This is a genomic window from Sorangium sp. So ce296 (genome assembly GCF_051529605.1).
Classification (GTDB): Bacteria; Myxococcota_A; Polyangia; order Polyangiales; family Polyangiaceae; genus Sorangium; species Sorangium cellulosum_D.
Genome location: NZ_CP150325.1, coordinates 13705524 through 13731661, shown reverse-complemented (window position 1 = coordinate 13731661; position 26138 = coordinate 13705524). Strand labels below are relative to the sequence as shown.

Annotated in this window: 21 protein-coding genes; 11 read left to right on the top strand and 10 right to left on the bottom strand. The window is 72.2% G+C overall.

Going from position 1 to position 26138, the window contains the following annotated elements; genetic code table 11:
- Positions 1–4: 4 nt before the first annotated feature.
- The 4 genes from WME98_RS50665 to WME98_RS50650 form a co-directional block, all read right to left on the bottom strand.
- On the bottom strand, positions 5–1054 hold the full coding sequence (locus WME98_RS50665; protein WP_437948796.1) for a cation diffusion facilitator family transporter: 1050 nt from the start codon (positions 1052–1054) through the stop codon (positions 5–7).
- A gap of 112 nt (positions 1055–1166) precedes the next feature.
- Entirely contained in the window at positions 1167–1772 is a 606-nt protein-coding gene (locus WME98_RS50660; RefSeq protein WP_437948795.1) for an N-acetyltransferase family protein, read from the bottom strand.
- Between the two features lie 149 nt (positions 1773–1921).
- A complete protein-coding gene (locus WME98_RS50655; protein ID WP_437948794.1) occupies positions 1922–3172 on the bottom strand; it encodes a zinc-dependent alcohol dehydrogenase in 1251 nt (416 codons plus the stop codon).
- 386 nt (positions 3173–3558) lie between these two features.
- Complete coding sequence (locus tag WME98_RS50650; protein ID WP_437948793.1) at positions 3559–4578, bottom strand: hypothetical protein; 1020 nt, start codon at positions 4576–4578, stop codon at positions 3559–3561.
- A 393-nt stretch (positions 4579–4971) separates the two neighbouring features.
- Between WME98_RS50650 and WME98_RS50645 the strand changes: the two genes are divergently transcribed.
- Positions 4972–6048 (top strand): aldo/keto reductase, encoded by a 1077-nt coding sequence (locus WME98_RS50645; protein ID WP_437948792.1) that lies wholly within the window; start codon positions 4972–4974, stop codon positions 6046–6048.
- A 192-nt stretch (positions 6049–6240) separates the two neighbouring features.
- Entirely contained in the window at positions 6241–7107 is an 867-nt protein-coding gene (locus tag WME98_RS50640; RefSeq protein WP_437948791.1) for a DMT family transporter, read from the top strand.
- Positions 7108–7198: 91 nt separating this feature from the next.
- Here WME98_RS50640 and WME98_RS50635 read toward each other — a convergent pair whose 3' ends face one another.
- The 4 genes from WME98_RS50635 to WME98_RS50620 all read right to left on the bottom strand — a co-directional run bounded on the left by WME98_RS50635 (position 7199) and on the right by WME98_RS50620 (position 12177).
- Complete coding sequence (locus WME98_RS50635) at positions 7199–8440, bottom strand: peptide-N-glycosidase F-related protein (protein WP_437948790.1); 1242 nt, start codon at positions 8438–8440, stop codon at positions 7199–7201.
- A gap of 311 nt (positions 8441–8751) precedes the next feature.
- Entirely contained in the window at positions 8752–10449 is a 1698-nt protein-coding gene (locus WME98_RS50630) for an AAA family ATPase (RefSeq protein ID WP_437948789.1), read from the bottom strand.
- A gap of 102 nt (positions 10450–10551) precedes the next feature.
- Entirely contained in the window at positions 10552–11295 is a 744-nt protein-coding gene (locus WME98_RS50625) for a hypothetical protein (RefSeq protein ID WP_437948788.1), read from the bottom strand.
- Positions 11296–11451: 156 nt separating this feature from the next.
- Complete coding sequence (locus WME98_RS50620) at positions 11452–12177, bottom strand: tetratricopeptide repeat protein (RefSeq protein WP_437322232.1); 726 nt, start codon at positions 12175–12177, stop codon at positions 11452–11454.
- A 267-nt stretch (positions 12178–12444) separates the two neighbouring features.
- Here WME98_RS50620 and WME98_RS50615 point away from each other — a divergent pair, with 267 nt between their 5' ends.
- The 5 genes from WME98_RS50615 to WME98_RS50595 all read left to right on the top strand — a co-directional run bounded on the left by WME98_RS50615 (position 12445) and on the right by WME98_RS50595 (position 19972).
- A complete protein-coding gene (locus WME98_RS50615) occupies positions 12445–13719 on the top strand; it encodes a glycoside hydrolase family 1 protein (protein ID WP_437948787.1) in 1275 nt (424 codons plus the stop codon).
- A 25-nt stretch (positions 13720–13744) separates the two neighbouring features.
- Positions 13745–15565: a radical SAM protein gene (locus tag WME98_RS50610; protein ID WP_437948786.1), complete on the top strand. Its 1821-nt coding sequence runs from the start codon at positions 13745–13747 to the stop codon at positions 15563–15565.
- A gap of 537 nt (positions 15566–16102) precedes the next feature.
- Complete coding sequence (locus WME98_RS50605) at positions 16103–17746, top strand: peptidase M10 (protein ID WP_437948784.1); 1644 nt, start codon at positions 16103–16105, stop codon at positions 17744–17746.
- Between the two features lie 204 nt (positions 17747–17950).
- Positions 17951–18700: a HugZ family protein gene (locus tag WME98_RS50600; RefSeq protein WP_437948782.1), complete on the top strand. Its 750-nt coding sequence runs from the start codon at positions 17951–17953 to the stop codon at positions 18698–18700.
- A gap of 195 nt (positions 18701–18895) precedes the next feature.
- Complete coding sequence (locus WME98_RS50595) at positions 18896–19972, top strand: hypothetical protein (RefSeq protein ID WP_437948780.1); 1077 nt, start codon at positions 18896–18898, stop codon at positions 19970–19972.
- A gap of 47 nt (positions 19973–20019) precedes the next feature.
- On the opposite strand, the gene WME98_RS50590 is transcribed toward WME98_RS50595, so the two are convergent.
- Entirely contained in the window at positions 20020–21306 is a 1287-nt protein-coding gene (locus WME98_RS50590) for a PAS domain S-box protein (RefSeq protein WP_437948778.1), read from the bottom strand.
- A 501-nt stretch (positions 21307–21807) separates the two neighbouring features.
- Between WME98_RS50590 and WME98_RS50585 the strand changes: the two genes are divergently transcribed.
- From WME98_RS50585 to WME98_RS50575, 3 genes are all read left to right on the top strand, one after another.
- Positions 21808–22083 (top strand): hypothetical protein, encoded by a 276-nt coding sequence (locus WME98_RS50585; RefSeq protein ID WP_437948776.1) that lies wholly within the window; start codon positions 21808–21810, stop codon positions 22081–22083.
- Between the two features lie 43 nt (positions 22084–22126).
- Positions 22127–23026 carry a PAS domain-containing protein gene (locus WME98_RS50580; RefSeq protein WP_437322225.1) on the top strand — a complete coding sequence of 300 codons (900 nt, stop codon included), beginning with the start codon at positions 22127–22129 and terminating at the stop codon, positions 23024–23026.
- A gap of 209 nt (positions 23027–23235) precedes the next feature.
- Positions 23236–24324: a lysylphosphatidylglycerol synthase domain-containing protein gene (locus tag WME98_RS50575; protein WP_437948774.1), complete on the top strand. Its 1089-nt coding sequence runs from the start codon at positions 23236–23238 to the stop codon at positions 24322–24324.
- A gap of 77 nt (positions 24325–24401) precedes the next feature.
- Here the strand turns inward: WME98_RS50575 and WME98_RS50570 are convergent, their stop codons facing one another.
- Entirely contained in the window at positions 24402–25892 is a 1491-nt protein-coding gene (locus WME98_RS50570) for a hypothetical protein (RefSeq protein ID WP_437948772.1), read from the bottom strand.
- A gap of 87 nt (positions 25893–25979) precedes the next feature.
- On the opposite strand from WME98_RS50570, the gene WME98_RS50565 reads away from it, so the two are divergent.
- Positions 25980–26129, top strand: a complete 150-nt coding sequence (locus WME98_RS50565) for a hypothetical protein (protein ID WP_437948770.1) — start codon at positions 25980–25982, stop codon at positions 26127–26129.
- Positions 26130–26138: the final 9 nt, after the last annotated feature.

Sequence of the window (26138 nt, the reverse complement as noted above, 5' to 3'; positions counted from 1 at the left end):
CCCTTCACGCCGGCTCGTCGCGCTCGACGTCGATGTGCACGAGCACCTCGGCGTCCGGCTCGGCGGCGCGGATCGCGTCGCGCGCGCGGTCGCCCGTCGCGTGCGCGCGGGCGAGGCGCATGTCGCCCGGGAGCTCGATGTGCACGTCGACGAACAGCGTGCGCCCGGCGAGCCGCGTGCGCAGCCCGTGGTGGCCGAGGATCTCGCCGCGCGCGCGCATCGCGTCGAGCGCGGCCTCGATGGCGGCGACGCGCTCGTCGGGGGCGCTCGTGTCGATGAGGTCGCGCACGCCGAGCCGGAGGAGGGACCCCGCGGACGTGAGGACGTAGGCGGCGACCGCGATCGACAGGAGGCCGTCGACGCGGGAGAAGCCGGTCGCGTACGTGACGGCGACGCCGAGGAGGACGGCGACGTTCGCCGCGATGTCGGTGCGGTAGTGGATGGCGTCGGCCTGGATGGCGCTCGAGCCGGTGCGGGCGGCGACGCGGCCGAGGTAGGCCACGAGCGCCGCGGTGATCAGCGCGGCGGCGGCCATGGCGCCGAGCGTGACGGCGGCGAGGCGGAGCGGCTGGGGCGAGAGCAGCCGCCGGATCCCCTCGACGAGCAGGTAGACCCCGGAGCCGCCGATGAGCAGGCCCTGACCGGCGGTCGCGAGCGTCTCGATCTTCGCGTGGCCGAACGGGTGGGAGCGGTCGGGCGCGGCGTGGGCGAGCTGGATGGCGAGGGCGTTCGCCGAGGAGGCGAAGAGGTCCGTGAGCGAGTCGACGGCGCTCGCGGTGACGGCCATCGACTGGCCGAGCTGGCCGGCGACGAGCTTGCCGAGGGCGAGGCCGCCGGCGGTCAGCGCGGCGATGCGCCCGGCGCGCAGCGCGGCGCGGGCGCGGGCGGCGGGGTCGTGGCGGGCGGCGGGGCCGTCGCGGTCGGCGGGGCCGGCAGCGGCGGCCGGCGCGGGCGCGACGCCATGGCCGGGGAGGGCGGTGGGGTCGGGGAGGGCGCCGGGGTCGGGGAGGGCGCCGGGGCCGGCGGCGCGTGCGGCAGGAGGCGGTCCGCTCATCGCGGGGAGGCTACCGCGCGGCGCCGGCGCGCGTCATGCCCGGCGGGGGTCGCGGCGCGCCTCACCGGCCCGCGGCGGGCGCGCGTCGTGCCCGCGGGGGGCGCGGCGCGCCTCATCGACCCGCGGCGGGCGCATCGTCGGACAGCAGGAGGCCCATGACCAGGTCGTCCACGAACGCCCCGCCGTCGCCGCGGACGACGTCGCGCCGCGTCCCCTCGTGCACGAACCCGAACGACCGGTAGAGCGCGATCGCCCGCGCGTTGTCCGCCCGCACGTAGAGCTCCACGCGCCGCACGCGCCCCCCGTCCGGGTCGCGGTGCGTGGCCGCCAGCCCGAGCAGCCGCTCCATCAGCGCCCGGCCCACGCCGAGCCCCTGCGCCTCCGGGTGCACGCCGAGCCCGAGGATCCCCACGTGGCGCAGCATCCGGAACCTGAACCGCCGGAGGAGCGTCGCCTCGCCGACGAGGCGTCCCCCCGGGAGCTCGGCGGCCAGGCACATCGCCGAGCCGTCCATCGCCGTGAGGCCCGCGCGCTCCCGCTGCTCGGCGTAGGAGTCCGCGTCCGCCGGCAGCTCGTCCTCGTGCTTCACGATGCCGTGCCGGGCGCGCACGATCGCCCGCTCGAGATCGAGCAGGGCGGCGGCGTCGTCGCGCGAGCTCTGTCGGACGACGCAGTGACGGCCGCCCCGGAGCGGGGCGCGGTACGGCTCGACCCTCATGGCGGCTGCGAGCCTAGCCGCAGCGGCGGGCCCCGCTCGAGCGGGAAGTTCCCCGTTCGCGCTGGAGCGGTCCCCGCGCGCGGGTGGCCCAGGCGGACGCGCCGGCGCCCGGCGCGCTCACCCGAGCCATGCGGCGGCGCGGTGCCTGGCTACGCGACGGCGCGGTTCAGGTTGGCGGGCGTGCCGGCCGCCGACGGGCGCAGCTCGACCTTCACCCAGCCGGCCTCCCGCCGATCGAACGCCTTGTACGCGTCGATCGCGGACGTGAGGGGCGCCTGCTTCGTGATGATCGTGGTGGGATCGACCTGGCCGGTCTGCACGAGGTCCACGAGCTTCGGGATGTACTTCCTGTGGTTGCAGTTGCCCATCTGCAGGGTGAGGTTCTTGTTCATGGCCTCGCCGATGGGGAACGTGCGCGAGGTCTGCGGGTAGACCCCGATGACCGAGATGGTCCCTGCCTTGGCCACGCAGCGGACGGCCCACTGCAGCACCTGCGACGGCCCGTCGCCGGCGCGGAAGGTGTCGCCTTTGGTCCGCGCGTCGGGGGAGATCTGCTTGACCTCCAGGTCGAACGCCTTGGCGTCCTGCTTTGTCTGCTTGTGGGCGGGGCCGTCGTGGGGGCGCTCGGCGTCGACGCCCACGGCGTCGATCGCCCGGTCGACGCCGATGCCGCCGGTGAGGCGCATGATCGCGACGAGCGGATCCTCGGCGGAGAAGTCGACGGTCTCGGCGCCCTGGTCGCGGGCCATCTCGAGGCGGTCGGCCACCTGATCGACGGCGATGATGCGGCCTGCGCCCATGAGCTTGGCGCTGGCGATCGTGAACAGGCCGACGGGGCCGCACCCGAACACCGCCACGGTGTCGCCGGGGCGGATCTCGGCGAGCTCGGCGCCGAAGTACGCGGTGGGGAAGATGTCCGAGAGGAGGATGGCCTGGTCGTCGCTGACGCCGTTCGGGAGCTTGACGAGGCCGACGTTGGCGAAGGGGATGCGCGCGAATTCGGCCTGGAGGCCGTCGAAGGGGCCGGACATCTTGGGGCCGCCGAAGAAGGCGGTGCCCGCTTGCTTGCCGTTCGGGTTCGCGTTGTCGCATTGCGCGTAGTACGCGGCGCGGCAGTACGAGCAATAGCCGCACGCGATGGTCGACGGCACGACGACGCGGTCGCCCTTCTTCAGGTTCCTGACGTCTTTGCCGAGCTCTTCGACGACGCCGACCGCCTCGTGGCCGAGCACGGTGCCCGGGACCATGCCCGGCATGGTGCCGCGGACGAAATGGAGGTCGGTGCCGCAGATGGCGCTGGCCGTGATGCGGATGATGGCGTCGGTCGGCTCCTTGATCTTGGGCTCCTTGATGTCGTCCATCCGGATGTCGCCGACGCCGTGAAACACTACCGCCTTCATGAGGTCTCGCTTTCTCCCTTCAGGGGTGGACCAGCGCGCCGGGCTGCCACGGAGGGCGCAGACCGGGCGTGCTGCTGAGATGGCTGAGGGTTCCGATGGGGGCTGTCTGTGCCGATCCCGTGCCAGGGCGAGGGGGAGAGGGGAGGGGCGAGGCCGGGAGGATGCGGGAGCGACCGAGGAAACGGGCGGGGCGCGGTGGTGGGCTCGGGCGGAACGGAGGTGGTGCGCCGGAGGGCGTGCTGCCGAGGTTGGTGCGGCGGGGTGCTCCTGTGGGGGGAGGCCGTGGCGATTTGTCTCGGAGGGCGACGATGTCGCGGGGAAAAGTGCAGCGGAGCTAACGCGCCGTGACCACCGTCAGCGTCGGCTGAGGCCCGGCCCGCCGCGCGTCAGAGGCGCTGGCCTGTGCGGCGGACGCGCGCGCCGAGCTCCTCGAGCCGCGCGACGACGCGCGCTGGGTCGAGCACGCTCTCCGGGTTGTACAGGCCCGGGCCGACCGGGGGACCGCCCGCGAGCCCCAGCAAGCGCTCCGTCGCGATCGCGGCGCCGTACGCGCTCAGGCGCGCGAGGCCGTCCATATCGACGATGTCGTAGCGCAGCCGCGCGCCCGCGCCGTCGCGGCGCCGCCCCGACACCTCGACGATGAGCTCCGTCACGTGACCCGCGCCGCCCGTCGCGGCGTCGCGCGTCGCGATGTCGACGCGGATCTCTCGCGCGTCGGTCGCCGCCGCGAGGCTCACCACGTCGGGGAGCGGCATGGCCCGGCCAACGCGCTCCACGCCCTCGCCGTCCACGAAGCGCCGTGTCGCCGCGTCGCCGAGCAACCAGGTCCATTTCCCGCCCTGGAGCGCGAGCGGAGCCTGCCCGGTCTGCGCCTCTTGCTCGAAAGCGGCCTGCAATGCGGGGCCGCCGCGATCGTCCGCGTCGACCACGCAGCCGATCGCGATCGCGTCGACGCGCTGGAGCTCCTGCGCGAGGTGCAGCGCCGCCAGCGTCGCCGCGCCGCCGAAGGCGTGGCCCAGCAGGAGGATGGGGGCGCGCGTCGGTCGCGCGATGTAATGGGCGACCACGGGGCCGATCTCCCCGACGGCGTCCGAGAAGGCGATGTGGGGCACGCCGTCCGCCTGCGCGCGCTTCACCGCGTTCGACGCCTCGTCCTTGACGAGCGCGACGACGGCGCTGAACGACGCGCCTCGCTCGAGGCCGAGGTCGTCGCGGCCGACGTCGGCGGCTGTCGCTGTCGTCGGGCCGCCGACCTCCGCGGCGACCTCGGACGCCCTGCGCGCGTCGCGTCCGGCGATCGCGATCGGGAGGTCCGGATGCAGGCGCCGGAGCGCCTTTGCTGCGCGCGCGCCGACCTGGCCGGAGCCGCCGATCAAGAGAACGGGTGACATCGTTCGTGTGGCCATCTGAATGAACTCCTCCCGCCGAGCGCGCGGGCGCCCGGAGCGTGCCTGGGGATAACCTACCATTGGTAAGTTTCGTTTCGTAATATGCGCCCGCTCGTGGCAGCGTCAAGGCGAATGGCGAAGTCCCGGGGGGCTGGCCTTGTGTTGCCTGGTATTCGCGCCGGTGGATGCGGGCTCGTCGGCTGATGCGGACTCGTCACTTGGAACGGGCTCGTCGGTTGGCGCTGACTCGCCGGGTTCGTGCGCGCGCCGTGGCCGACCCGTCAGGGTAAACGCTCGATCGCGCCCGTGGTCAACGGCGCCGCCGTCTTCGTTCTGCTGTGCCGGCCGGCCCTTGACTTCGAGCGCGCTCGAAGTCTTATGCCTCCGGGACACACAAAGGGAGAAGGCACCATGCGATACAACCTCCTCGGGAAGACGGGCCTCTACGTGTCCGAGCTCTGCCTCGGCGCCATGACGTTCGGCGGAAAGGGCTTCTGGCAGGTCGTCGGCGCGCTCGGCACCAGCGAGGCAGGGGCCCTCGTGGGCGCGTCGCTCGACCGCGGCGTCAACTTCATCGATACGGCGGACGTCTACTCCGAAGGCGAGTCGGAGCGGATCGTCGGCGCGGCGCTCAAGGCGCTCGGCCGCCCGCGCGAGCAGGTCGTCGTGGCCACCAAGGTGCGCGGGCGCGTGGGCCCGGGCGTGAACCAGGTCGGCCTCTCGCGGGCGCACATCCTCGCGAGCATCGACGGGAGCCTCCAGCGGCTCGGGCTCGATCACGTCGACCTCTACCAGATCCACGGCTTCGACCCGGTGACGCCCATCGAGGAGACGGTGCGCGCCCTCGACGACGTGGTGCGCTCGGGCAAGGCCCGTTACGTCGGCTTCAGCAACCTGCCCGCGTGGCTGGCCATGAAGGCGATCGGCTTCGCGCAGGCGAACGGCCTCGCGCGGTTCGAGAGCGCGCAGGTCTACTACTCGCTCGCGGGGCGCGACATCGAGCGCGAGATCGTGCCTTTGGCGCAGTCGGAGGGCATCGCGATCCTCCCCTGGAGCCCGCTCGCGGGCGGCATGCTGTCGGGCAAGTTCGATCCGGAGAAGCCGGGCGGCCCCGACGGCGCGCGGCGCTCGAGCTTCGACTTCCCGCCCGTCGACCGCGCCCGCCTGCCGCGCGTGCTCGGCGCGCTGCGGGAGGTCGCGGGCGCCACGGGCCTCTCGGTCGCGCGCGTCGCGCTCGCGTGGCACCTGACTCGCCCCTTCGTCACCAGCGTCATCATCGGCGCGAAGACGCGGGAGCAGCTCGACGACAACCTCGCTGCCGCGGACGTCACGCTCGCGCCCGAGCACGTCAAGCAGCTCGACGAGGCGAGCGCGCTCCCGCCTGAATACCCTGGCTGGATGGTGGAGTGGCAGAACCGCGACGCGCGGGGCGTCGCCGGCGGGCAACCGGTCATGGACCGCGCCCGCCAGCACCTGACGAAGAAGTAGCGGCCCACGGGCGCCGGTCCGCCAGCGCGGGCACGACATCGCGGAGCTGGAACGAGGGCGCCGGGCACCCGTGCGGCAGCGGGCGACCGGCGAGCCAGCGGGAAATGCTGCTCATCGGCCTGCACCGGACGTTGCGGTGCTCCGTGCCATGCTGTACCACCGCGCGCCCAGCCTCGGTCCGCCCCTCCTTCCATGCCCTCTCAGCGCCTCACCCGCATCGCGCCTCCGCTCTTCGTCGTCATCTGGTCGACCGGGTTCATCGTCGCGCGGCTCGTGGCGCCTCACGCGGAGCCGCTCACCTTTCTTCTGGTGCGCTACACGCTCGCCGGGCTCGTGCTGGCCTTCGTCGCGGTCGTGGCGCGGGTGCGATGGCCGAGGGCGGCGCGGTCATGGCGGGACGGTCTGGTGGCCGGCGCCCTGCTGCACGGATTCTACCTCGGCGCGGTGTTCTGGTCGGTGAAGCACGGGCTGCCGGCGGGCATCTCGGCGCTCGTCGCGGGGCTGCAGCCGCTGGTCACGGCGGCGCTCGCCGGGCCGCTGCTGGGAGAGCGGGTCTCGCGGGGCCGCTGGCTCGGCATCGGGCTCGGCTTCCTGGGGGCGTGCCTCGTCGTGTTCCCGAAGCTCGGGGCCGGCGTGCCGCCGCTCTCGCTCGCGGTCGCGGTCCTGGGGATGCTCTCGATGACGCTCGGCACCCTCTGGCAGAAGCGCACGGGCGGCGGGGTCGACCTGCGGGTCAATGCCGTCATCCAGTACATCGGGGCCGCGCTCGTCACGTTGCCGATGGTGCTGCTGACCGAGCAGCGCCGGATGGAGCTCACGCTCCCGCTCTTCGCGGGGCTGCTCTGGGCGGTGTTCGGGCTCTCGATCGGGGCGGTCGGGCTCCTGCTCACCCTGATCCGGCAGGGCGCGGTGGTGGGCGTGGCGACGCTCCTCTACCTCGTGCCGCCGGTCGCGGCCCTCATGGCGTTCGGCCTGTTCGGTGAGACCCTGAGCCTAGTGCAGGTCGCCGGAATGGCCGTCGCGGCGCTCGGTGTTTACGCGGTCGTACGTCCGACCTGAGACACGACGTCTCCTCGGCGCCGAGCGCCGACGCCCGCTCGAATGTGGCCGCGAGCGCCGGGCAAGTCGTCGAGGACGTTAAAGGACGCGTTCACTGCGCCTGCACGTAGAGCGAGAACGGGAAATTGCCCTGCCCGCCGGCGAAGGTCGCGTCAGGCACGTCGATCACGAATTCATGCATGCCGGCGCTCGCGGCCCCCCACGGGACGATCCGGGTGTCGATCACGTCGCCAGGGCACCAATTGCTGAACGACTGCCACTCTTCGTTCGACCGCGGGGACGGCCCGTAGATGCCGTTGCTCTGGGTGTTGTACTTGCGAAACGGCTCGCACGACATGCGCCCGGGCTTGTATTGCAGGGCCAGCTCGCCGTCGACGTACACGTAATGCTCGCGGCGAATATACTCCTCGCCGCCCTGGTTGGCGCCATGGTTCGACGTGATCAACACGAGCTGTGCATTCTGTGTGTCTGCCGGCAATTCGAAGCTGACCGTCTTGCGGGTCGTACCGGCCTTGTCGCTGGCGCCCACGGCGTAATTGTTGAATTCTTCGCCGATGGCCAGCGGTAGCAGGACGCCGAAGTCCTGAGCCTCCTTCGTGCTGTCGGTATAGAGCAGCAGCGATCCGAGCTGCGTGTCATTGCGACCAGCGCAGCCGGCGACCTCGTCGTTCGCGGCGTAAGGCACGCCGAAGATGCTCAATTCGAACCAGAAATCGTGTTCGGCGAGGAGGTCGGGGTCCTTCAAGATCGGTACGAGGTTGCTGGCCTCCCATTCGTAGGGGACCGTCGTCGGCTGCTTGTTCATGTCCATGAACGGCGTGACGAACCGCGCGACCTCGATCCGTTCGACCTCGCCCGCGACGTACGTCTGGGCCCCCTTGGGGACCAGCGCGAGGTTGACCGAGCCGAGTCGATCGTAGTTGTCGCACCGCGCTCCCACGACCACGCGGACCTTCAGGGTGGTCTGGACCTTGGCGAGCAGCTCGTCGGTCAACCGGGTCGCGACCAGCGAGTTGTCGTGGCGGATCACGCCGTCCGGGAGCGGTTCGTCGACCGTCGCGGCGTAGCCGTCGTAGAACGTGACGTTCTCCAGCACCGGGACCTCCTCGGGTTCCGGGGGCGGCACGTCGCCGCTGCCGCCGCTGCCGCCGCTGCCGTCACTGCCGCCGCCACCGCCAGCGCCAGCGCTGGTCCCGGTCGCTGCCGTCGTGCTCCCGGTGCTGTCAGAGGTCCCGGCGCCTCCGCCAGTGCCCACGTCGGAGCGCTGTTCATTCGTGCACGCGACGAGCAGGGCCAACGGACAGAGGTACGGGATCGCGCGACGCAGGTTCATTCGTCACAAGTATCAAATCGCCGACTCGATGTCGCGCTGGAGCGGCGGACCCACCACGCCCAGGGGGGGCCTGTTTGGAGTGCTCGACGGTCTCCGGACCCGAGTAGTTTCGCGAGGTTGTGCATGGCGAAGTAGGACGGAAGCGGGCCGATGGGGGCACCACCCGCAGCGACGCAAAAGCGTGTAATTGTTTATTCCTGTTGCGCCTTTGCGCCTTTGCGCCTTTGCGCCTTTGCGCCTTTGCGTTGAACTCTCTTTCCGGATCCCTGGCCGGCCTCCTGGTGGGTGGAACCAGCCCGGAGTGTACGAACCTAACCCGGCTCGCCCGCGCGCACCCGGACGACCTTCCCATCGAACGCGACGGCCAGCGCATGGACCGGCACAGCCCCGCTCGCGCGCAGCTCGGCGGCGTAGCCTCCCGTCCGGATCTGCGCCAGCGCGTCGTCGAGCGCCCGATCGAGGCTCACGCGCGGCGCGCGGGCGACCTTGAGCTCGAGCACGACGCCGGGCCGGCCGGGCTGCGCCGGCCGGATCATCACGTCGGGGCGCCCCTTCCCGGACTCGCGGTTCGAGCGCACGTGATGGCCCGGCTCGAGCGCCGCCAGCAGGCCGGCGACGAAGCCGTGGTAGACCGCTTCCGGGTCGACCCTCGTCGCGTCGTGGTACGGGAACACGTCGGTGACGAAGGCCTGGAGCTCCGTCTCGAACCCCGCCGCGTCGCCCGAGAGGAGCGCGGCGAGGAGCCGCTGCATGCTGGTGCCCTGCCGCTTCAGCCGCGCCTCCGCCCAGCGCCGGAACGTGCCGGTGTAGAGCAGCCGCACCTCGCGGTTCGGGATCTTCAGCGCGTGCGCGGGCTGCTCCCCCGGCCCGCGCGAGCGCTTCTCGGCGCGAAGGTAGCCCGAGAAGACCAGCAGCCCGAACAGCGCGTCTTCGTTCTGCGCGAGGTCGCCGACGGCCACGTTCTCCTCGAGCACGCGCTCGATCTCGCCGCCCTCCATCAGCACCTCCAGCGCGGGCTGCAGCGTGACGGCGTGCTCCTCGAGCACCCTCTGGATGAGGTCGTTGGAGCTCGTGCCGAGCCAGAACGGGAGCGGATCCGCGTCTCTCCCCTCCAGGAAGCTGAGGATCGACCAGGGGTTGTAGATGACCGCGCCGCCGAAATCGTACCCGTTGTACCAGGCGCGGATCACCTCCAGCAGGCCGCGCCGGTCGGCTTTGTCCAGCAAGGCCTCCACCTCGGGCTCGGTGAACCCGAAGCAGGTGCTGAAGTCCGAGCGGAGCAGCGAATAGACCACCACGTTGTTGAGCCCCGAGAAGATGCTCTCGCGCGCCACGCGGAGGATGCCGGTGAGGACGGCCCGGTGGAGGTGCGGATTGCCCTTCAGCCCCTCGGTGAGGAACGTGCGCACGAAGTCGAGGATGCGCGGCGCGTAGCCATGGAGATAGCCGGCGTGGATGGGCTCGTCGTACTCGTCGATGAGCATCACGACGCGCTCGCCGTGGAGGCGGTGGAGATGGCTGGACAGGTCCAGAAGCGCGCGGCCGTACACGGCCTCGGACGCCGTGCCGTCCAGCACTTCCCGGTAGCGGCGCTGCTCCACGTCCCCGAGCTGGCCGCTGTCGAGCACGTGGCGGTGCTGGTCGTAGAGCGCGACGATCTTCTCCCGGAGGGCCGCGAAGCAGCGCTCGAACGTCTCTTGCTGAACTGCCTTCAGCGTCAGGTAGATGACGGGATACCGCTGGAAGTGCGCGCGATAGCGCTCTCCGGCCCGCCAGATCGAGAGGTCCTCGAAGAGACGCGAAAGGTCCTCCTGCCGCTTCTCGAAGAACCAGCGCAGCATCGACAGGTTCAGCGTCTTGCCGAACCGCCGGGGGCGGGGGAGGAGGACGACCCGGGAGTCCTCCTTGTCGATCAGCTCGCGGATGAGGTGGGTCTTGTCGACGTACTCCAGCCCGGACTCGCGGAGCCTTCGGAAGTCGTCGACGCCGAGCGCGATGCGGAGGGACATGGAGTCCCAGCCGCATGCTCTCCGCACAGCGCGAGGTCAAGCCAGCGCCACGGCCCCCGACCCCCTCGCCGCCGCGCCGCGCCCGCCCTGCTGCGCTTACGCCTACGGCCCGGCCGCCGCCATCGCCTCCGCCGGCGTGCGCTGCGGCGCCTCGCCCGCGCCGGCCGCCACGCCGTCGATCCGAAGGTCCGCCCCGTCGACCCGCGCGATCGCCTGCCCGAACCACCGCCCGATCCGGGAGCGGAGCCCCCGGGCGAGCTCGGGCCGCGCGCCGGCCCGGGCCAGCACCTCGAGCACCGACGTCTCCGGCGAGGCGGCGACGTCGACGATCTTGCCCTGGGGCGTCTCGCCCGACACCGCCTTCGCGATCGCCGCGAGGAGCGCCTCGACCGGGATCGCGTCCTTGAAGGCCTCCGCCACCTCCGGCGGGATCAGCACGCGCCGGTCCCCGAGCGCCCGCGCCGCGCCCGGCGGCAGCACGCGGAAGAGCGGCGCAGGCCTGAGCACGATGTACGGGGCGCCGTCCCGCCGGATCCGGCGAATCCCCTCGTCGCCGTCCGGCCGCGACGTCACGACGAGCAGCGATGTCACCCCGGGGGCGCGCGTCGCCGAGAGCGCGGCCGCGAGGAGCCCGGCGGAAGGCGAGGGCGGCGTCGCGCCGCGCCACGGGACCGGCTCGATGACCGCGATCGCGGTCGCGCGCGCGTCGAGCGCGGCCTGGAACAGGTTGCCGCGCTCCGCGGTGGCGTGGGCCGCGTCCACCCGGCTGTGCGCGATGCCTCGCTGCGACAGCCCATCACAGACCTGCTCCGTGAGGGCGGGATCCTCTCCGGTGATCAAGAGCATGACAGGGCTCCTCCTCGGCTGGCGTCGACCGATCGCTAGCCACAGGAGCTCTCACCGTCAATGGCCGCTCCCCTGTCCGACACGGACGAGGCTGCGGTATCGGGGGCGGATCCCCTGTCCGACACGGACGATGCTGCGGTATCGGCGCGGCTCCGATCACCGCCCCTGGCGCCGCGGATCCGCCGCCCGCCCCCGCGCCGGCGCCGCGGCGTACAGCGCCAGCGCGCGCCGCACCGGGCCGCGGTCGGCGCCGCCCGCCCGCACGGGATCGGCCTCGCCGACGAGCACGGACAGGGCGCGCGCCTGCGTCCGCGCCGCGGCCTCCCGGGCGGGATCGCCCGCCTGCGCGGCCAGGGCCGAGAGCCGCCGCGCCACGCCGAGCGCCGCCGGCAGCGCCCCCGCGGCCACGTACGCGGCCGCGAGCTCCTGGAGCAGGCCGGCGTCGTCGCCCCGGAGCGCCACCGCCGCCTCGAGGTCGGCGATCGCCTCGTCGCGCCGCCCCTCGCGCGCCCGGAGCGCCGCCCGGGCGCGGTAGCCCTCGACGAAGCCGCGCACGTGGTCCAGCGCCACCGTGTAGGTGCGCTCCGCCTCGCGCGGATCGCCCGCCCGCTCGTACAGCGCGCCCAGCCCGAGGTACGCCGGACCGTAGGTGGCGTCGAAGCGGACCGCCTCCAGGTACCGCGACAGCGCCACGTCGGCCTCGCCGGCCGCCGCGCGGGCCGCGGCCTGCCGCGTCAGCTCGGCGGCTTGCGCCGTGGCCCAGCCGACCCCGTCCGCCCGGGCCGGCGCGGCCCCGTGCAGCAGCGCCGCGGCGACGGCGAATGCGAGGGCGCGCGCTCCCCGTCCTGCGCCCGCCGCACCTCCGCATCGCACCGCGCGCACCGGTCGGTAGCGTACCGGCGCCCGGCCGATCGGGCAATCGCCGCGCCCCGCCCCGCTTCGGCCGGCGCGTCGCCCCGCTTCGGCCGGCGCGTCGCCCCGCTTCGACCGGCGCGCCGCCCCGCCTCCACCGGCGCGCCGCCCCGCTGCGTGCCGCCGTACGCGGCACGCTGGTCACGCCGGTCACGCCGCAGCGCAGCGCGCCTCGGGGGCGGCGCTCCTCGCGCGGAAGGCAGCCGCCCGGCGCGAGTTCGCGTAGGATGCGCGGCCATGGGTGAGGACCTGCGCTTCCCGGACGCCTTCCTGTTCGGCACTGCCGCCTCTGCCACTCAGGTCGAGGGGCACTGCGCGCAGAGCGACTGGGCCGCGTTCGCGCGCGAGCCGGGCCGCGTCCGCGGCGGCGATACGCCGGACGACGCGTGCGACCAGCTGCACCGTTTCCGCGAGGACGTCGCGCTCCAGGCGCGGCTCTGCATGGGCGCCCACCGGCTCTCCATCGAGTGGGCCCGCGTCGAGCGCGAGCCGGGCGAGTTCGATCCGGCCACGTGGGACCACTACCGCGACGTGCTCGGCGCGCACCTCGAGGCCGGGATCACCCCGATGGTCACCGTCCACCACTTCACCCTGCCGCGCTGGGTCGCGCAGCGCGGCGGCCTGCTCTCGCAGGATCTGCCGGCGCTCCTCTCGCGCTTCGCCGAGCGCGCCGTCGAGGCGCTCGGCGACCTCTGCCAGCTCTGGGTCACCATCAACGAGCCCAACATGCTCGCCCTGCAGGCCCACCTGCTCGGCGTCTGGCCCCCCGCGCGCAGCTCGCCCGTCGAGGCGGTGCGCGCCCACCAGAACCTCTTCCGCGCCCACACCGCCATGTACCGCGCCATGCACGAGGCCGCCGGCCGCCGCGGCCACCCCATCTCGGTCGGCGTCGCGCACCACCTGCGCGTCATCGAGCCGGAGCGGTTCGGGCGCCTCGCCGACCGCATGTGGGCGGCGCTCTTCGAGCGGCTGTTCAACGACGCGTTCGCGCGCGCCGTCTGCGACAGCGGCCTGCACGACTTCTTCGGCGTGAACTACTACAGCCGCGACCTGGTCCGCTTCTCCGCGGCGCACGCGCGCGCGGGCTTCCTCCGGCGCCTCGTCCCCGAGGGGGCCGAGGTCAGCGACCTCGGCTGGGAGATCTACCCGGAGGGGCTCGGCTACGTGCTCGACGCCTGGTGGCCCCGCGCCCGGGTCCCCATCTACATCACCGAGAACGGCATCGCCGACGCCGACGACGACCAGCGCCCGAGCTTCCTCGTGCGGCACCTCGCCGAGGTCGCGCGGGCGATCGAGCGCGGCGTCGACGTGCGCGGGTACATGCACTGGTCGCTGCTCGACAGCTTCGAGTGGGCCGAGGGCTACGCCCCGCGCTTCGGGCTTGTCGAGGTCGACCGCGCGACCCAGGAGCGCAGCCCCCGGCCGAGCGCCGAGCTCTACGCGCGGATCGCGCGCGCGCGCCGCATCGACGCCGCCGGCGCGTCGCTCGCGGGCGGCGCCGCGCCCGCGTGACCCCAGCACCGGAAAGGCAGGACCGATGCGCATCGCGCTGCTGTACCCACCGCCCTGGAAGATCCCCGCGCCGGGGGAGGCGCCCGACACGAGCGGGGACGGCCCGCCGGCGGACTACCGCGAGGGCGATCTCGACCCGGACTTCCACCAGACCCCGTACGGGCTCTACTCGCTGGGCGCGCAGGCGATCCGCGCGGGCCATCAGGTGAAGGTGCTGAACCTCTCGTCGTACCCGTTCTCGCAGGTCGAGCGGGTCGTGCGCGAGCTCGACGCGGACGTCTTCGGCATGTCGTGCTGGACCGCGAACCGGCGCGGCGTGGCGCTCACCGCCCGGAGCATCCGGCGGCTCCACCCCGCGGCGCACATCGTCGTCGGCGGGCCGCACGCGACCCCGCTCGCGGCCGAGATGCTGCGGCATCACCCCGAGATCGACACGGTGGCGCTCGGCGAGAGCGAGCTCGCGTTCCTGGAGCTCCTCGAGCGCCTCGAGGCCGGCCGGCCGGCGCTCGGCATCGCCGGCACGGCCTACCGCGTCGACGACCGCGTCGAGCTCGGCCCGCCCCGGGCCGCGATCGAGGATCTCGACGCGCTCGAGTCGCCGCACGACCACTACGCCACGCACATCGTGATGACCTCGCGCGGCTGCCCCTGGGCCTGCACGTTCTGCGGGGCCGAGACGACCTGGGGCCGCGGCTTCCGGGGCCAGTCGGTGCCTTATGTGCTCGACGCCCTCGAGGCCGCGGTGAACAAGCTGCCGGTGAAGATGGTCCAGATCAAGGACGACACCTTCACGACGAACCGGAAGCGGGTCATCGACATCTGCCGCGGCATCCGCGAGCGGAAGATCTCGTTTCTGTGGAGCTGCGACACGCGCGTCGACGTCCTCGGCGACGACCTGCTCCGGGAGATGCGGCTCGCCGGCTGCCAGCGCCTGAGCCTCGGGGTCGAGTCGGGCTCGCCGTCCATCCTGAAGAACATCGACAAGAAGATCACGGTCAAGAAGATCATCGAGTCGACCGAGCTCGCGAAGAAGTACGGTATCCAGGTCCGCTATTACATGATGCTGGGCAACCGCGGCGAGACGGCGGAGACGTTCCGGGAGACGCTCGCGTTCCTGGAGGCGGCGAAGCCGCATCAGTACATCTTCTCGTGCCTGTCGATCTACCCGGGGACGAGGGACTTCGACGACGCGGAGGCGGCCGGCTGGCTCGAACGCGAGGTGTATTTCCGCGGCGACTTCCAGGAGCTCAAGACCCCGTTCGACGCCTCGGAGGAGGACACGGCGCTGATGAGCGCGTGGTTCGAGAAGAACAAGGGGTTGCGCGAGCTCTACCGCGAGGGGGTGGAGGAGCGGCGGGCGATCCTCGCGCGGCTCGGCGATCACCACGCGGCGCACCTGGAGCTCGGGATCGCTTATCTCGACGCGGGGCAGCTCGATCTGGCGGAGCGGCACGCGGCGCGGGCCCTGGAGCTCGGGTATCCGTTGCCGGGGCTCGCCCACAACGCGCTCGCGTGCGTCGCGGCGGCGCGGCGCGACTGGCAGTCGATGCAGGACCACTTCACGGCGGCGGCGAAGCGCGATCCGCAGCACGCGGTGCTCATCCGCAACGTGCAGGCTGCGCGGGCGTGGTATGCGAAGGGCGGTCCGGACCGGGGGCTGCCGCTCGATCTGGTCGCGCGCTGCGACTTCCAGCTGCTGGAGCGGACGGCGCAGCCGGCGTTGCCTGGGCCGCTGCCGGAGGACTTCGCGGTGTGGCCGCCGGCGGCGCCGCGGCCCGCGCGGCCGGCCGAGGCGGGTGGGCGCGAGGCGGCGGCGCAGCGGGGGCGGCTGCGGGTAGTGCCGTAGCGCCGGGCGGCGCGGCGAGCAGGCCGGCAGAGATCACCTGGCGGCGCTCGGTCCAGCGCCTTCGCGAGAGGATGGATCGGGCGGGAGAATGAAATAGCGAACAACTGGACCCGCGTGGGTAAGCCGTAGCCCGGCGCCGCCCCCCCGCACCGTGGGAACACGAGCGCTCGCTCTGCCATCGAGCAGCTCGAGCGATACCGTGAAACGTCGCACGCGGGCAAGTGGCACGGTGCCATCAGGTGCCATCCCCGAGCTGACACGTGCCACCGTGGCTCGTGGCCGCTGCCGCGCCGGGCGCCGGTCTCCTGCGCCTCACGAGCTTGTATCGACGCCATTGCGTGCGGTGAGGTCGCGCGGCGTCGTAATCATACAGAAGGGGCCGTTTCGTCGCGAGATGGTACGGCCGTTGCTTTGTGCGCGCCCTGACGGCGAGCGCGGCCGAAGGCGGCTCGTCATCCATTGGAAGCCGTGATGCGCCCGGCCGGAGCGCCGGCACGAAGCGCGGTGCACGGATTGACCATCCTTGGAGATTCGAACATGCCGCTTGCTGCATACTCGCGTCCTTTCTTCGCGATTGGCTTGTTGCTGGGGCCCCTCTCGCTCGCCGGATGCTACTCGCCGGAGGGGGACACGCTCGAGGAGGACACGGCCGAGGAGGAGGTCGTCGCGACGGCGGGGCCGCGCCCGCTCATGTCGTACGAAGAGTTCCGCAAGACGCTGGTCTGGCTGCCGTCGAAGGGGGTCTGGGTCGCCGAGGGTGACATACCGCTCCGCGGCGAGGAGGGGATCCGGAAGTTCTACGAGGATCATTACTCCTCCTCCGGCGCCCTGACCGTCACTCGGATCGGCAGCTCCAACAACATCTGGAGCCGGGCCGACCGGCTGAGCCTGACCTATTGCGTATCGCAGTCCGCGTTCGGCGCCAACTACAACAGCGTCGTGGACGCCATGCACCAGGCGGCCGCAGCGTGGGAGAACGCCGCCAACGTCCGCTTCGTCCACGTGGTCGCCCAGGACACGAACTGCACGAACACCAACAACAACGTGAAGTTCAACGTCACCTCACCGGCGCCGCCCCCCAGCAATGGCTTTGCCTTTTATCCGGACTGGCCGCGCGATTGGCGCGAGTTCCTGCTGACCTGGGATCCCACCTGGTCGACGGACTGGCGCCAGCCCATCGGCGTCATCATGCACGAGCTGGGACACGTGCTCGGGTTCGACCATGAGCACATCCATGTGCCCGGCTCGCCATGCGAGGATCCCACGTCAACCGCGGAGCTGGTGACCGAGTACGATTCGCTCTCCGTCATGCACCGCATCGAGTGCCAAGGCAGCACCAACACGACCGGGGCTTTCTTTCTGTCCCAGCGCGACATCGAGGGAGCGCAGGCGCTCTACGAGGCGCCCACGAACGTCGCTGACACGACGATCTCGGGGACCCTGTATGCCCGCAAGCGCTCCAATGGCGACATCTACAAGAAGAGCAGCTCGACGTGGACGAAGGTCAGCGGACCCGTGCAGGCGTTCCTCACCATCGGAACTACCCTCTACGCGCTCGGGTCGAGCTTCGGGAACGTCCTCGAGTACAGCGGCTCCGGGACGACGTGGACGACGATCGGGGGCTCGGCGAACCAGATCTTCGTCTGCGAAAATGCGCTGTGCGCGACCAACTCCGACGGCGACGTCTACAAATACAGCGACTCCACCAACACCTGGTCGAACATCGCCGGTCCCGGCGCGTCGTTCGAGTCGACGGCCGGCTCCGGCCCGCTCTATGCCCTGAGCGTCGACCAGGGCGAGGTCTGGCGGCGCCTCTCGGGTACGTGGACCAACGTCGGCGGTGCATTCGCGGATCTGTTCGGCGCGGGCTCGTCGATGTACGGCCTGACGCGGGACCGGCAGACGCTGAAAAAGTACTCGGGATCGGGCACGACCTGGACGACGGTCGGCGGCGCCGGCAGGCAGTGGCAAGGACAATCCAATGGGGCGTTCTACGCCCTCACGCCGGACGCCGGCGCCGTCTACCGCTATGACGGCACCGGGACCAACTGGAGCTACGTGGGTGGCGCAGCGGCGCGCCTGTACGGCACGCACGATCTGTACGCCACGGAGACGAACGCCGAAGACATCTGGGTTTACAATGAGGTAGGGAACAACTGGACCTACGTGGGTAAGCCGTAGCGCGACGCCCCCGCTCCGCGGGAGCGCGGGCGCTCGCTCCGCCGTCGAGCAGATCGAGCGCGACGCACCGCGGAGCGCCCCTGAAGCCGCCGCCGACCGGGCAGGTTCCCGGCAGCCCCGTGGGTGTGCTACCCGCACTCCATGTCGAAGAGCGCAGACCACGGCCGTCCTGATTCCACCCCTGAGACAGCGCCCTCTGCACAGATGGCCCCGTCGCCGAGCCACGCCGAGCGCTGCCGCACCCTGGCGCAGCGGGCCCGCACGGCCACGCTGTGCACGCTCGCGCGGGATCCGGCCGGCTACCCCTACGGCTCGCTCGTCACCGTCGCCGTGGACGCGCACGGGCGGCCGCTGCTGCTTCTCTCAGCGCTCGCCGAGCACACGGGCAACCTCAAGGCCCACGCCGAGGCGTCGCTGCTCGTCGCCGAGCCCGCCGAGGGCCGGGCGGACCCGCTCGCGCTCGGGCGGATGACGCTGATCGGGCCGTGCCGCCCTCTCGAGGCCGCCGAGGCGACCGCCGCCCGCTCGACCTTCCTCGCGGCGCACCCGCGCGCGTCGTATTACGTGGATTTCACGGACTTTTCCTTCTACCGGCTCGACCCCGTGTCGATCCGCTACGTCGGCGGCTTCGGCCGGATGTCGTGGGTCGACGCCGCCGACTACGCGGCCGCCGAGCCCGATCCGCTCGCGCCCGACGCGGCGCGCATCCTCGAGCACATGAACACCGATCACGCCGACGCCGTCCTCGCCTATGCGAAGGCGCTCGCCGGGATCAAGGACGCCACCGGCGCGACGATGACCTCGGTCGACCGTTACGGCTTCGAGCTCGACGTCATCACGCCGGCGGGGCCGAAGGCGGCGCGGCTCGCGTTCGACGCGCCGGTCTCCACGAGCGACGAGGTGCGCAAGGCGATGGTGGCGCTGGTGCGCGAGGCGCGGGGCCGCAGCGCCTGAGGGACGGGCGCGACGAGGGGCATCGCGCTCGCACCTCCCCGAGGGCGCCCGGCGGCGTGCCCGCGAGGCGGCGCCGGCGCCGCCGCCATGGCGCCGCCACCGCCCGAGCGCGCCTCTTCGCCGAGAATACCCGCCGTACCGCGCCGATCTCGGCGCGCCGCTCGCCCGGCACGCGACCTGCCAATCGCGCGCCGCATGGGAAACGCCGACATCACCTTGCGCCACATCGCCCGAAGGCGCCCTGGAGACATCGCGCGCGTCTTCGTCCCTGAGCGCCGGCCGGTCGAGGTGCTCGGTTGGGTCGACTCCCAGGTCACGAAGCTCGAGCGACGCCTCGACAAGGCGCTGCGCCTGCGCGTCGGCGGCGAGCTGCGCGTGCTGCACGTCGAGTTCTGCTTCGCGCTGCGCGACGACGTGCCGGACCAGGTCTTCGAGTACCTCGGCTTCCTCTTCACCGCGCTGCGCGCCGAGGCGAAAGGAGCGCCGGTGCCGCCGATCGAGAGCGTGGCCGTGGTCCTCTCGGGCCGGAAGCAGCGCTTGCCGGCGATCGGCGCGCGCCGCACGGCGTGGCCGGGGCGGCGGTTCAGCGGCACGCACTTCCGGATCGACGCGGTCTACCAGCGCACCGTGGCCGAGCTCCGGGCGCGCGGCAGCGTGTTCTGGCTGGTGTTCGCGCCGCTCGCTCGGGACGCCACCGCGGCGGCGATGCGGGACGTGGTCGAGGAGATCCACGCGCGGGCAGCGACCGGCGAGGAGCGGCTCGAGCTATACAACGCGCTGCTGGTGATGGCAGCCATCGATCCCTGGGGACATAATCTGTGGGAGGAGCTCGCTATGCTGTTCGACGACAGGGAGACGGAGAAGGAGCTGCTCCGGCGCATTCCGGTGATCAACGAAATGATCATGGAGGCCGAGCGGCAAGCGGCGCAGAGAGCCGTGCAGACGGCTGAGAAGAGGGGTGAGAAGCGGGGCGAGAAGCGGGGTGAGAAGCGGGGTGAGAAGCGGGGTGAGAAGCGGGGTGAAAAGCGCGGCGAGCAGAAGGGGGCGCAGAAGGCCATCGCGGAGCTGCTCGGCCGCCTCTTCGTCCGGCGGGTCGGGCGCCGGCCGACCGCGGAAGAGGAGCGCTCGATCGTCGAGCGCGCGCTGGCGATCGGGCCGGGCGAAGTCGAGGACGCCCTGCTCGATCTCGACGCCGACGCGCTGGTGCGCTGGCTCGCCGAGCCGATCCCCCGGAGCGATCCTCCCGAAAGCGCAGGACGAGCGCGGTCATGATCGACCCCTAGGGCGAAGCTCCCGAGCACCCGATCCTGTCGCGACCGTCACCCTCCGCGGCGCCGCGCGCCGCCCGGCCTGCTCCCGCGGCGCGAGCGCCCGAGCGCGTGGTGGAGCCCGCTCTGGAGCGAGCTCAGCGTGGCGATCCCCTGGAGATCGATGCCGATGCCCACCATCGTCTGCGCGACCTCGGGGCCCACGCCCGTGAGGATGACCTCCGCGCCGAGCAGGTTGACCGCCTGGGCCGCCCGGATCAGCGCGTCCGCGATCTCGGCGTCCACCACCGCCACGCCGGTGACGTCCAGGATGACCGTGGCCGCGCGCTGCGCCACCACCCCGTGCAGCAGCCGCTCCAGGAGCTGCTCGATGCGCACCCGATCGAGCCGCCCGACGAGGGGCATCACCAGGATCCCCGCGTCGAGCGGGATGAGCGGCGTCGACAGCTCCCGGATCGTCGCCTCTTGCGCGTGGATCATCTGCTCTTGAAGGGCCGCCCGCTCCACCTCGGCCCGCCGGAGCTCGGTCACGTCGTACCCCTCGGCGATCACGAGGACGCTCTCGCCCGACGCATCGACGATAGGCTTCATCTTGAGGTCGAGCGTGGCCGCGCGCCCGCCCGCCCCGCGGATCTCCAGCTCGCACGAGGATCGCGCGCCCGACGCCGCCGCCTCCACGCACGCCCTCAGCCGCTCCTCCACGCCCGGCGCGCCGCCCCAGAAGGGCGCGCGCCAGAGCGGCTCGCCGCGGCCCTGCTCGGGGCGAGCCCCGGTGAAATCGGCCATGGTCCGGTTGCACTCGAGCAGCTCCCCCCTCGGGGTGAGCAGGCTGATGAACATCGACGTCCCGTCGAAGATCGCTCGAAACTTCTGCTCGCTCTCGCGCAGCGCCTGCTCGCGCCGCAGCTGCTCGGTCAGCGGGCGCGAGAAGGCCGAGAAGAACCGCTCGTCGCCGCTCCGGACCAGGTGAGAGCTCACCTCGACGTCGATCAGGTGGCCGTCCTTGTGGCGGTGCCTCGTGATGAAGCGGAGCGACCCCTTCGCCCTGATCTCATCCATGATCGCGGCGACCTCGTGCGCCGGCTGCGGGTCGATCTGGCCAATGTGCATCGTCAGGAGCTCGCTCCGGTCGTAACCCACGATGCTCGCGAAGGATGGATTGCAGTCGAGGATGTCACCGTTCATCCCGAGGACGTGGAACCCCTCGACCGCCGCCTGCAGGATCAGCCGCGTCCGCTCCTCCCGGCGCCCGAGCTGCTCGTGCAGCCGGTCGATCTCCTTGCGCAGGCCGGCGTTCTCCACCCGGAGCCGCTCGATGCTGTCGTGATCTGTCGCCACTTCGCTCTTCCTTCCGTCTTCCCCGCCGTGGCCGCCGAGCCCACCGAGGCCGCTTCCCCCCGCGCGCCGCGGCGCTGCAGGGACGATAGCCGATCTTGATGCCTCACCCGGCTCCCGCCGGCCCGCGCGCGCCCTTTACGCCCACGGACGGCGCGGCGGACAACCTCAGCAGATCGGATGAAACCTGCGCGGCACGGCCCCCGCCTCGGCCCAGCTGCCCGCGCCGCGCCGCGCCGCGCGGCGCGGAGGCGCACGAGCGGCCGCGGCGCCGAGCGCGCAGCCCGCGCGCGGCCCGAGCCGCGCACGACGCACGCGCCGGCGCGCCGCGACGGCACCGCCCAGAGACGCGCCCCGCTCCGCAGCGGCATGTGATCTGGATTACCCCTATTGAGTTCGAGTCAATGGGTGGGATGTACGTGCGATCACGCTGTTTGTTGACACCTCCCGTGACAGCGAGTCCAATGTTTCCGCGAAGCGCGGCGATCAAGGAAACGCGAAGGCATGGGATCCTCGGACAGCACCCGTCGATGTGAGCGCGCCGGGCTGGTGGAGCTCCTCGGGCGGACGCTCGGCAGCGCCGCGGCGGCGGAGATCGTCGACCGGCAGGGCGAGCGGCTCGGGCTGAGGGAGCCCACCCTGCCGCTCGAGGCCGCGTACGAGGTGCTCGACTCGCTGGCGGCGATGCCCGGCGTGATTGGCGCCGCGGCCTGCGTCGCGCGGACCGAGCTGCGCGTCGCCTCGGTCCGGCGCCGGCTGGAGCGGCGGAATCGGCGGTAACCCGGGGCCCGCGGCGGGGCCGGAGTGAATCGAGAGGATCTTCATGTCTTCGGAACCAGCGAGTCGACCCATCCTCGTCGTGGACGACAATCCGGACATCCATGTGTTGATGGAGCGGATGCTCGTGCCCAGGCCGCTCCACGATCCGGAGATGATCCGCGGGCTCCTGGCCCTCGAGTCGCGCCTGTTCGGCGCCGAGGCGCCCGAGGAGGCCCCCGACCTCCTCCACGGCCTCAGGTTCACCATCGAGTCGGCCCACTCGGGCATGGATGGAATCGCGCTCGTCAAGGCCAACCCGAGCCGGTATTTCCTCGCCTTCGTCGACATGCGGATGCCGCCGGGCATCGACGGCATCCAGACGATCAAGGGGATCTGGAGCTTCGCGCCGGACATCTACACGGTCATCTGCACCGCCTACTCGGACTACAGCTGGGACGAGATCGCGAGCGAGCTCGGGTGTCCGCCGAACCTGCTCATCCTCCGCAAGCCGTTCGAGGCCATCGAGGTCCGGCAGATCGCCACCACCATCGCGCGCATGTACGACTCGCTCTCCGGCGTGAGGACGTCGGTGAGCCAGCTGGAGGAAGAGCTCGTGATCGCGATGGAGAGCGTGTCGCAGCTCGAGGAGCGATCGAGGGCGCTCCTCGCCGAGATCGCCGAGCCGTGCCTCTTGCTCGACAGCGCGGGGGAGATCCTCGGCGCCAACCCGAGCGCCCACGACCTCTTCGGCGTGGACGAGAAGCTCCTTTACGGGCGCGACGTCGCGTCGGTGCTCGTCGACGTGCAGGCGCCGCTCCCGGCCGCCCGCGCGGTCGCGCGGAGCCGCCTCGTCTGCCCGCACAGCCGCGCGCGCGAGGCGAGCGTGACGCTGACCCCGCTCGGGTCGCAGCCCGGCGCGGGGGGCGAGTTCATCGCGCGGATCCGGGTGACCCAGGACGCGTGAGCGCGCCGGCGCGGCGCCGCCGGGGGCCGCCCCCGCCGGCGCGGCGCCGCCGGCGGCAGACAAACTCGATGTGTCGCGGCGGGGTCGCGCGCGCGCCATGAGGCCGCGACGCGCCTGAGCGCTCGGAGTTGCGCGCGTGTCATGAGGCCGCGACGCGCCTGAGAGATACGAGCACCCGCGGGGCCGATGGGCCCGTGCGCGAGCGTGCGATGACCCTCCTTGCCCACGACAAGCCGCCTCCCCAGGCGAGAGCGCGCCCTTCCGCGGGCGCCGTCGCGGTGAAGTGGCTCGGGGTGGCGGTGGCCGCGGCGGCGCTCTGGAGCACGCTGCGCGGCGCGGATCTGCCGGGCGTGGGGGCGCTCATCGCCTCGGCGGGAGCGCCGATGATGGCGCTCGCCCTGATCCCCAACCTGGTCGCGCGGCTATTCCAGGCCGAGGCGAGCCGGCGCGTCTTCGGCGCGCTCGGGTCGCCCGCGCCGTTCGCGCGGTATCTCTCGCTCACGCTGTCGACCGAGGCGCTCGCCATGAGCGTCCCGGCCGGGGCCGCCCTCTCCGAGTCGGTCACGTTCTACCTGCTCCACGCGTGGTGCGGGGTCCCCGGGCCGCAGGGCATCGCCGGCATCGCGGCGCGCAGATCGCTGATCCTCCTCGCGAACGCGGCCTACGTGGCGATCGCCCTCGCGCTCGGCTTCGGCCACCTGGAGCGCGCCTCGGGCCCGCTGCTCGGCGCGCCCGGGCTCCCGTGGCTCGTCGTCGTCTCCGGGCTCGGCTTGCTCGCCGCCGCGCTCGCGCTCGCGGGCGCGCTCCTCTCGGGCACGGTCGCGTCGCGGCTCTTCGCGCAGCTCAGGCGGCTGCCGGGCCGCCGCGTGCGGGCGTACGTCGAGGCGAGGGCCGCGGGCTTCTCCGCGCTCGATCGGCACGCGGCCGCGCTCGGGAGGCGGCGCGGCGCGCTCGCGTCGGCGGCGCTCCTCCTGCTCGCGATGTGGCTCGCCGAGGGGCTGGAGACGCTCTATCTGCTCCGGCTGCTGGGGGTCGACGTCTCGCTCGCCGAGGTCCTGTCGTTCGAGGTCGTCCTCGCGCTCCTCCGCGCGGCCGCCTTCATGGTGCCGGCCGGGCTCGGCGTGCAGGACGCCGGCTACGTCGCCTTCCTCGGCGCGCTCGGCGTGCCCGCCGCGGCGACGGTCGGCGCCGCCTTCGTCCTCCTCAAGCGGGCCAAGGAGCTCGTCTGGATCGCCCTCGGCCTGCTCGTCTTCTTCGGCGGCCGCGCGGCCTTCCGTCCGGCGCCCGAGGTGGCCTGACCCGGGCTGCCGCGCCTGAGGATCTCCAACGGAACAGCGTTCTGGCGGCGCGTACCGCAGCCGCTACCCGGCGCGCCTCACGGGCCGAACGCCGCGACGAAGATGTCTTCGCCCCCCGCGAAGGGGAGCGGGCCGGTGCCGAGGTCCAGCGCCGCGTTCATGCTGCCCGCCAGGCCGATCGCGCCGAGCGGAGAGACGGCGAGGCTGACCCCGGGAACGGGGGTGATCCCGGGCATGTAGAACGGCTGCGTCCAGAGCTCGCTCCCGCTCGCGTCCAGCTTGGCGAGACGCCCCCCGAGGACGATGATGTCGCCGGCGGGATCGCCGATCATGGTCATGACGTAGCGGAACGGGCGGCTGAAGACGTGCTCGCCGCTGGGGTCCAGCTTGACGAGGACGTAGCCTTTGGGAAGCACGCCGTCGCCGAAGTCGACGTCTCCCTGTGAAGCGCCGGCCACGAAGATCTCGTCCGCGGCGTTGACCGCCACGTGGTGGGCCATCGCTCCGCGGTTACCGATCTCGGGGTCGGGGTACCCCGGGTTGCTGGTGTTGAACTGCCGTGTCCAGAGGACCTCGCCCGCCGGCGTGAACTTGCGGACGTAGAACGTCTCCACGCAGGGGCAGAACCCGGGACCGCTCTGGTCACCCATGGCGACCACCGCATTTCCGGCGCTGTCGACCGCGAGGCTCCTGTAAGTAGTGTACTCCGATGAGTTGATGAGGGCGGCCGTCCAAAGGGACTCGCCCATGGGGCCCACCTTCACCAGGCCGGCGTTAAGGGCGGTTTTGCGCACCACGTACACGTCGCCGAGGGCGTCGGCTGCGATGTGCTCCACGAAACTGAAGCCGCGGCCCTGGCTCCAGATGTGGTTGCCCTCGCCGTCGAGCTTCGCCATGAAGCCTACGCTCTCGAACTCCAGGCCCGGGAGCGGGCCTCCGCCGAAGTCGACGCTATCGTTGTCGTCGTTCCCGTTTCCGCGGTAGGCGCCGGCAATGATGACGTCGCCGTTCGCGTCGACGGCCACGGCGGAGCCTCCCTCGTCGAAGCGCTTCCCGAAGCGCTTGCTCCAGAGCAGCTCACCCGACGGATCGAGCTTGAGGAGGAAGATGTCCGTCTTGCCGGCGCTCGTCAGCGGGCCAGCACCGAAGTCGACCGTCCCCTCGAAGCTCCCGATGACATAGAAGTTGCCCTCGGCGTCGCTCGCGATGGAACGGCCCCGGTCGAGCCCCGGGCTGCCGTATCCCCGCGCCCACGCCAGCGCAGGACCGGTGCCGCCGTCGCCGCCGTTGCCGCCGTCACCGCCGCTGCCACCATCGCCGCCGCTGCCACCATCGCCGCCGCTGCCACCATCGCCGCCGTCACCGCCGCTGCCACCATCGCCCCCGAAGCCGCCGTTGCCGCCGTTGCCGCCATCACCCCCGAAGCCGCCGTCGCCGCCGTCACCGCCGTCGCCGTCGCCTAGCGGCTCGCAGGCAACGGCCGCGAGGAGGACCGCGAGCGAGCCGGCGACCGAGGCGCACCGGTGGACCCAGGAACGAGAACCGATTCTATTGGACTGGGTGGTCATGACCCTCCGATGCTCGTGCTCGGAAAGACGTTCATCCACCCGGCTTCGCTGGCATCCTCTCTCTCTCCGCTTGATATCGAGGCTCGCATGAGCTTCGCAGCGACCCTGCGCGCAGACGCCGCGCACATCCCTCTCGTCCTCGACATGATGGAGGACTTCAACGCCGGTGAGGAGATCCCGTGGGATCGGGGCGCGGTCGAGGCGAGCCTCCGGCGGCTGCTCGCCGACGCGGCGTGACCAAGGAGC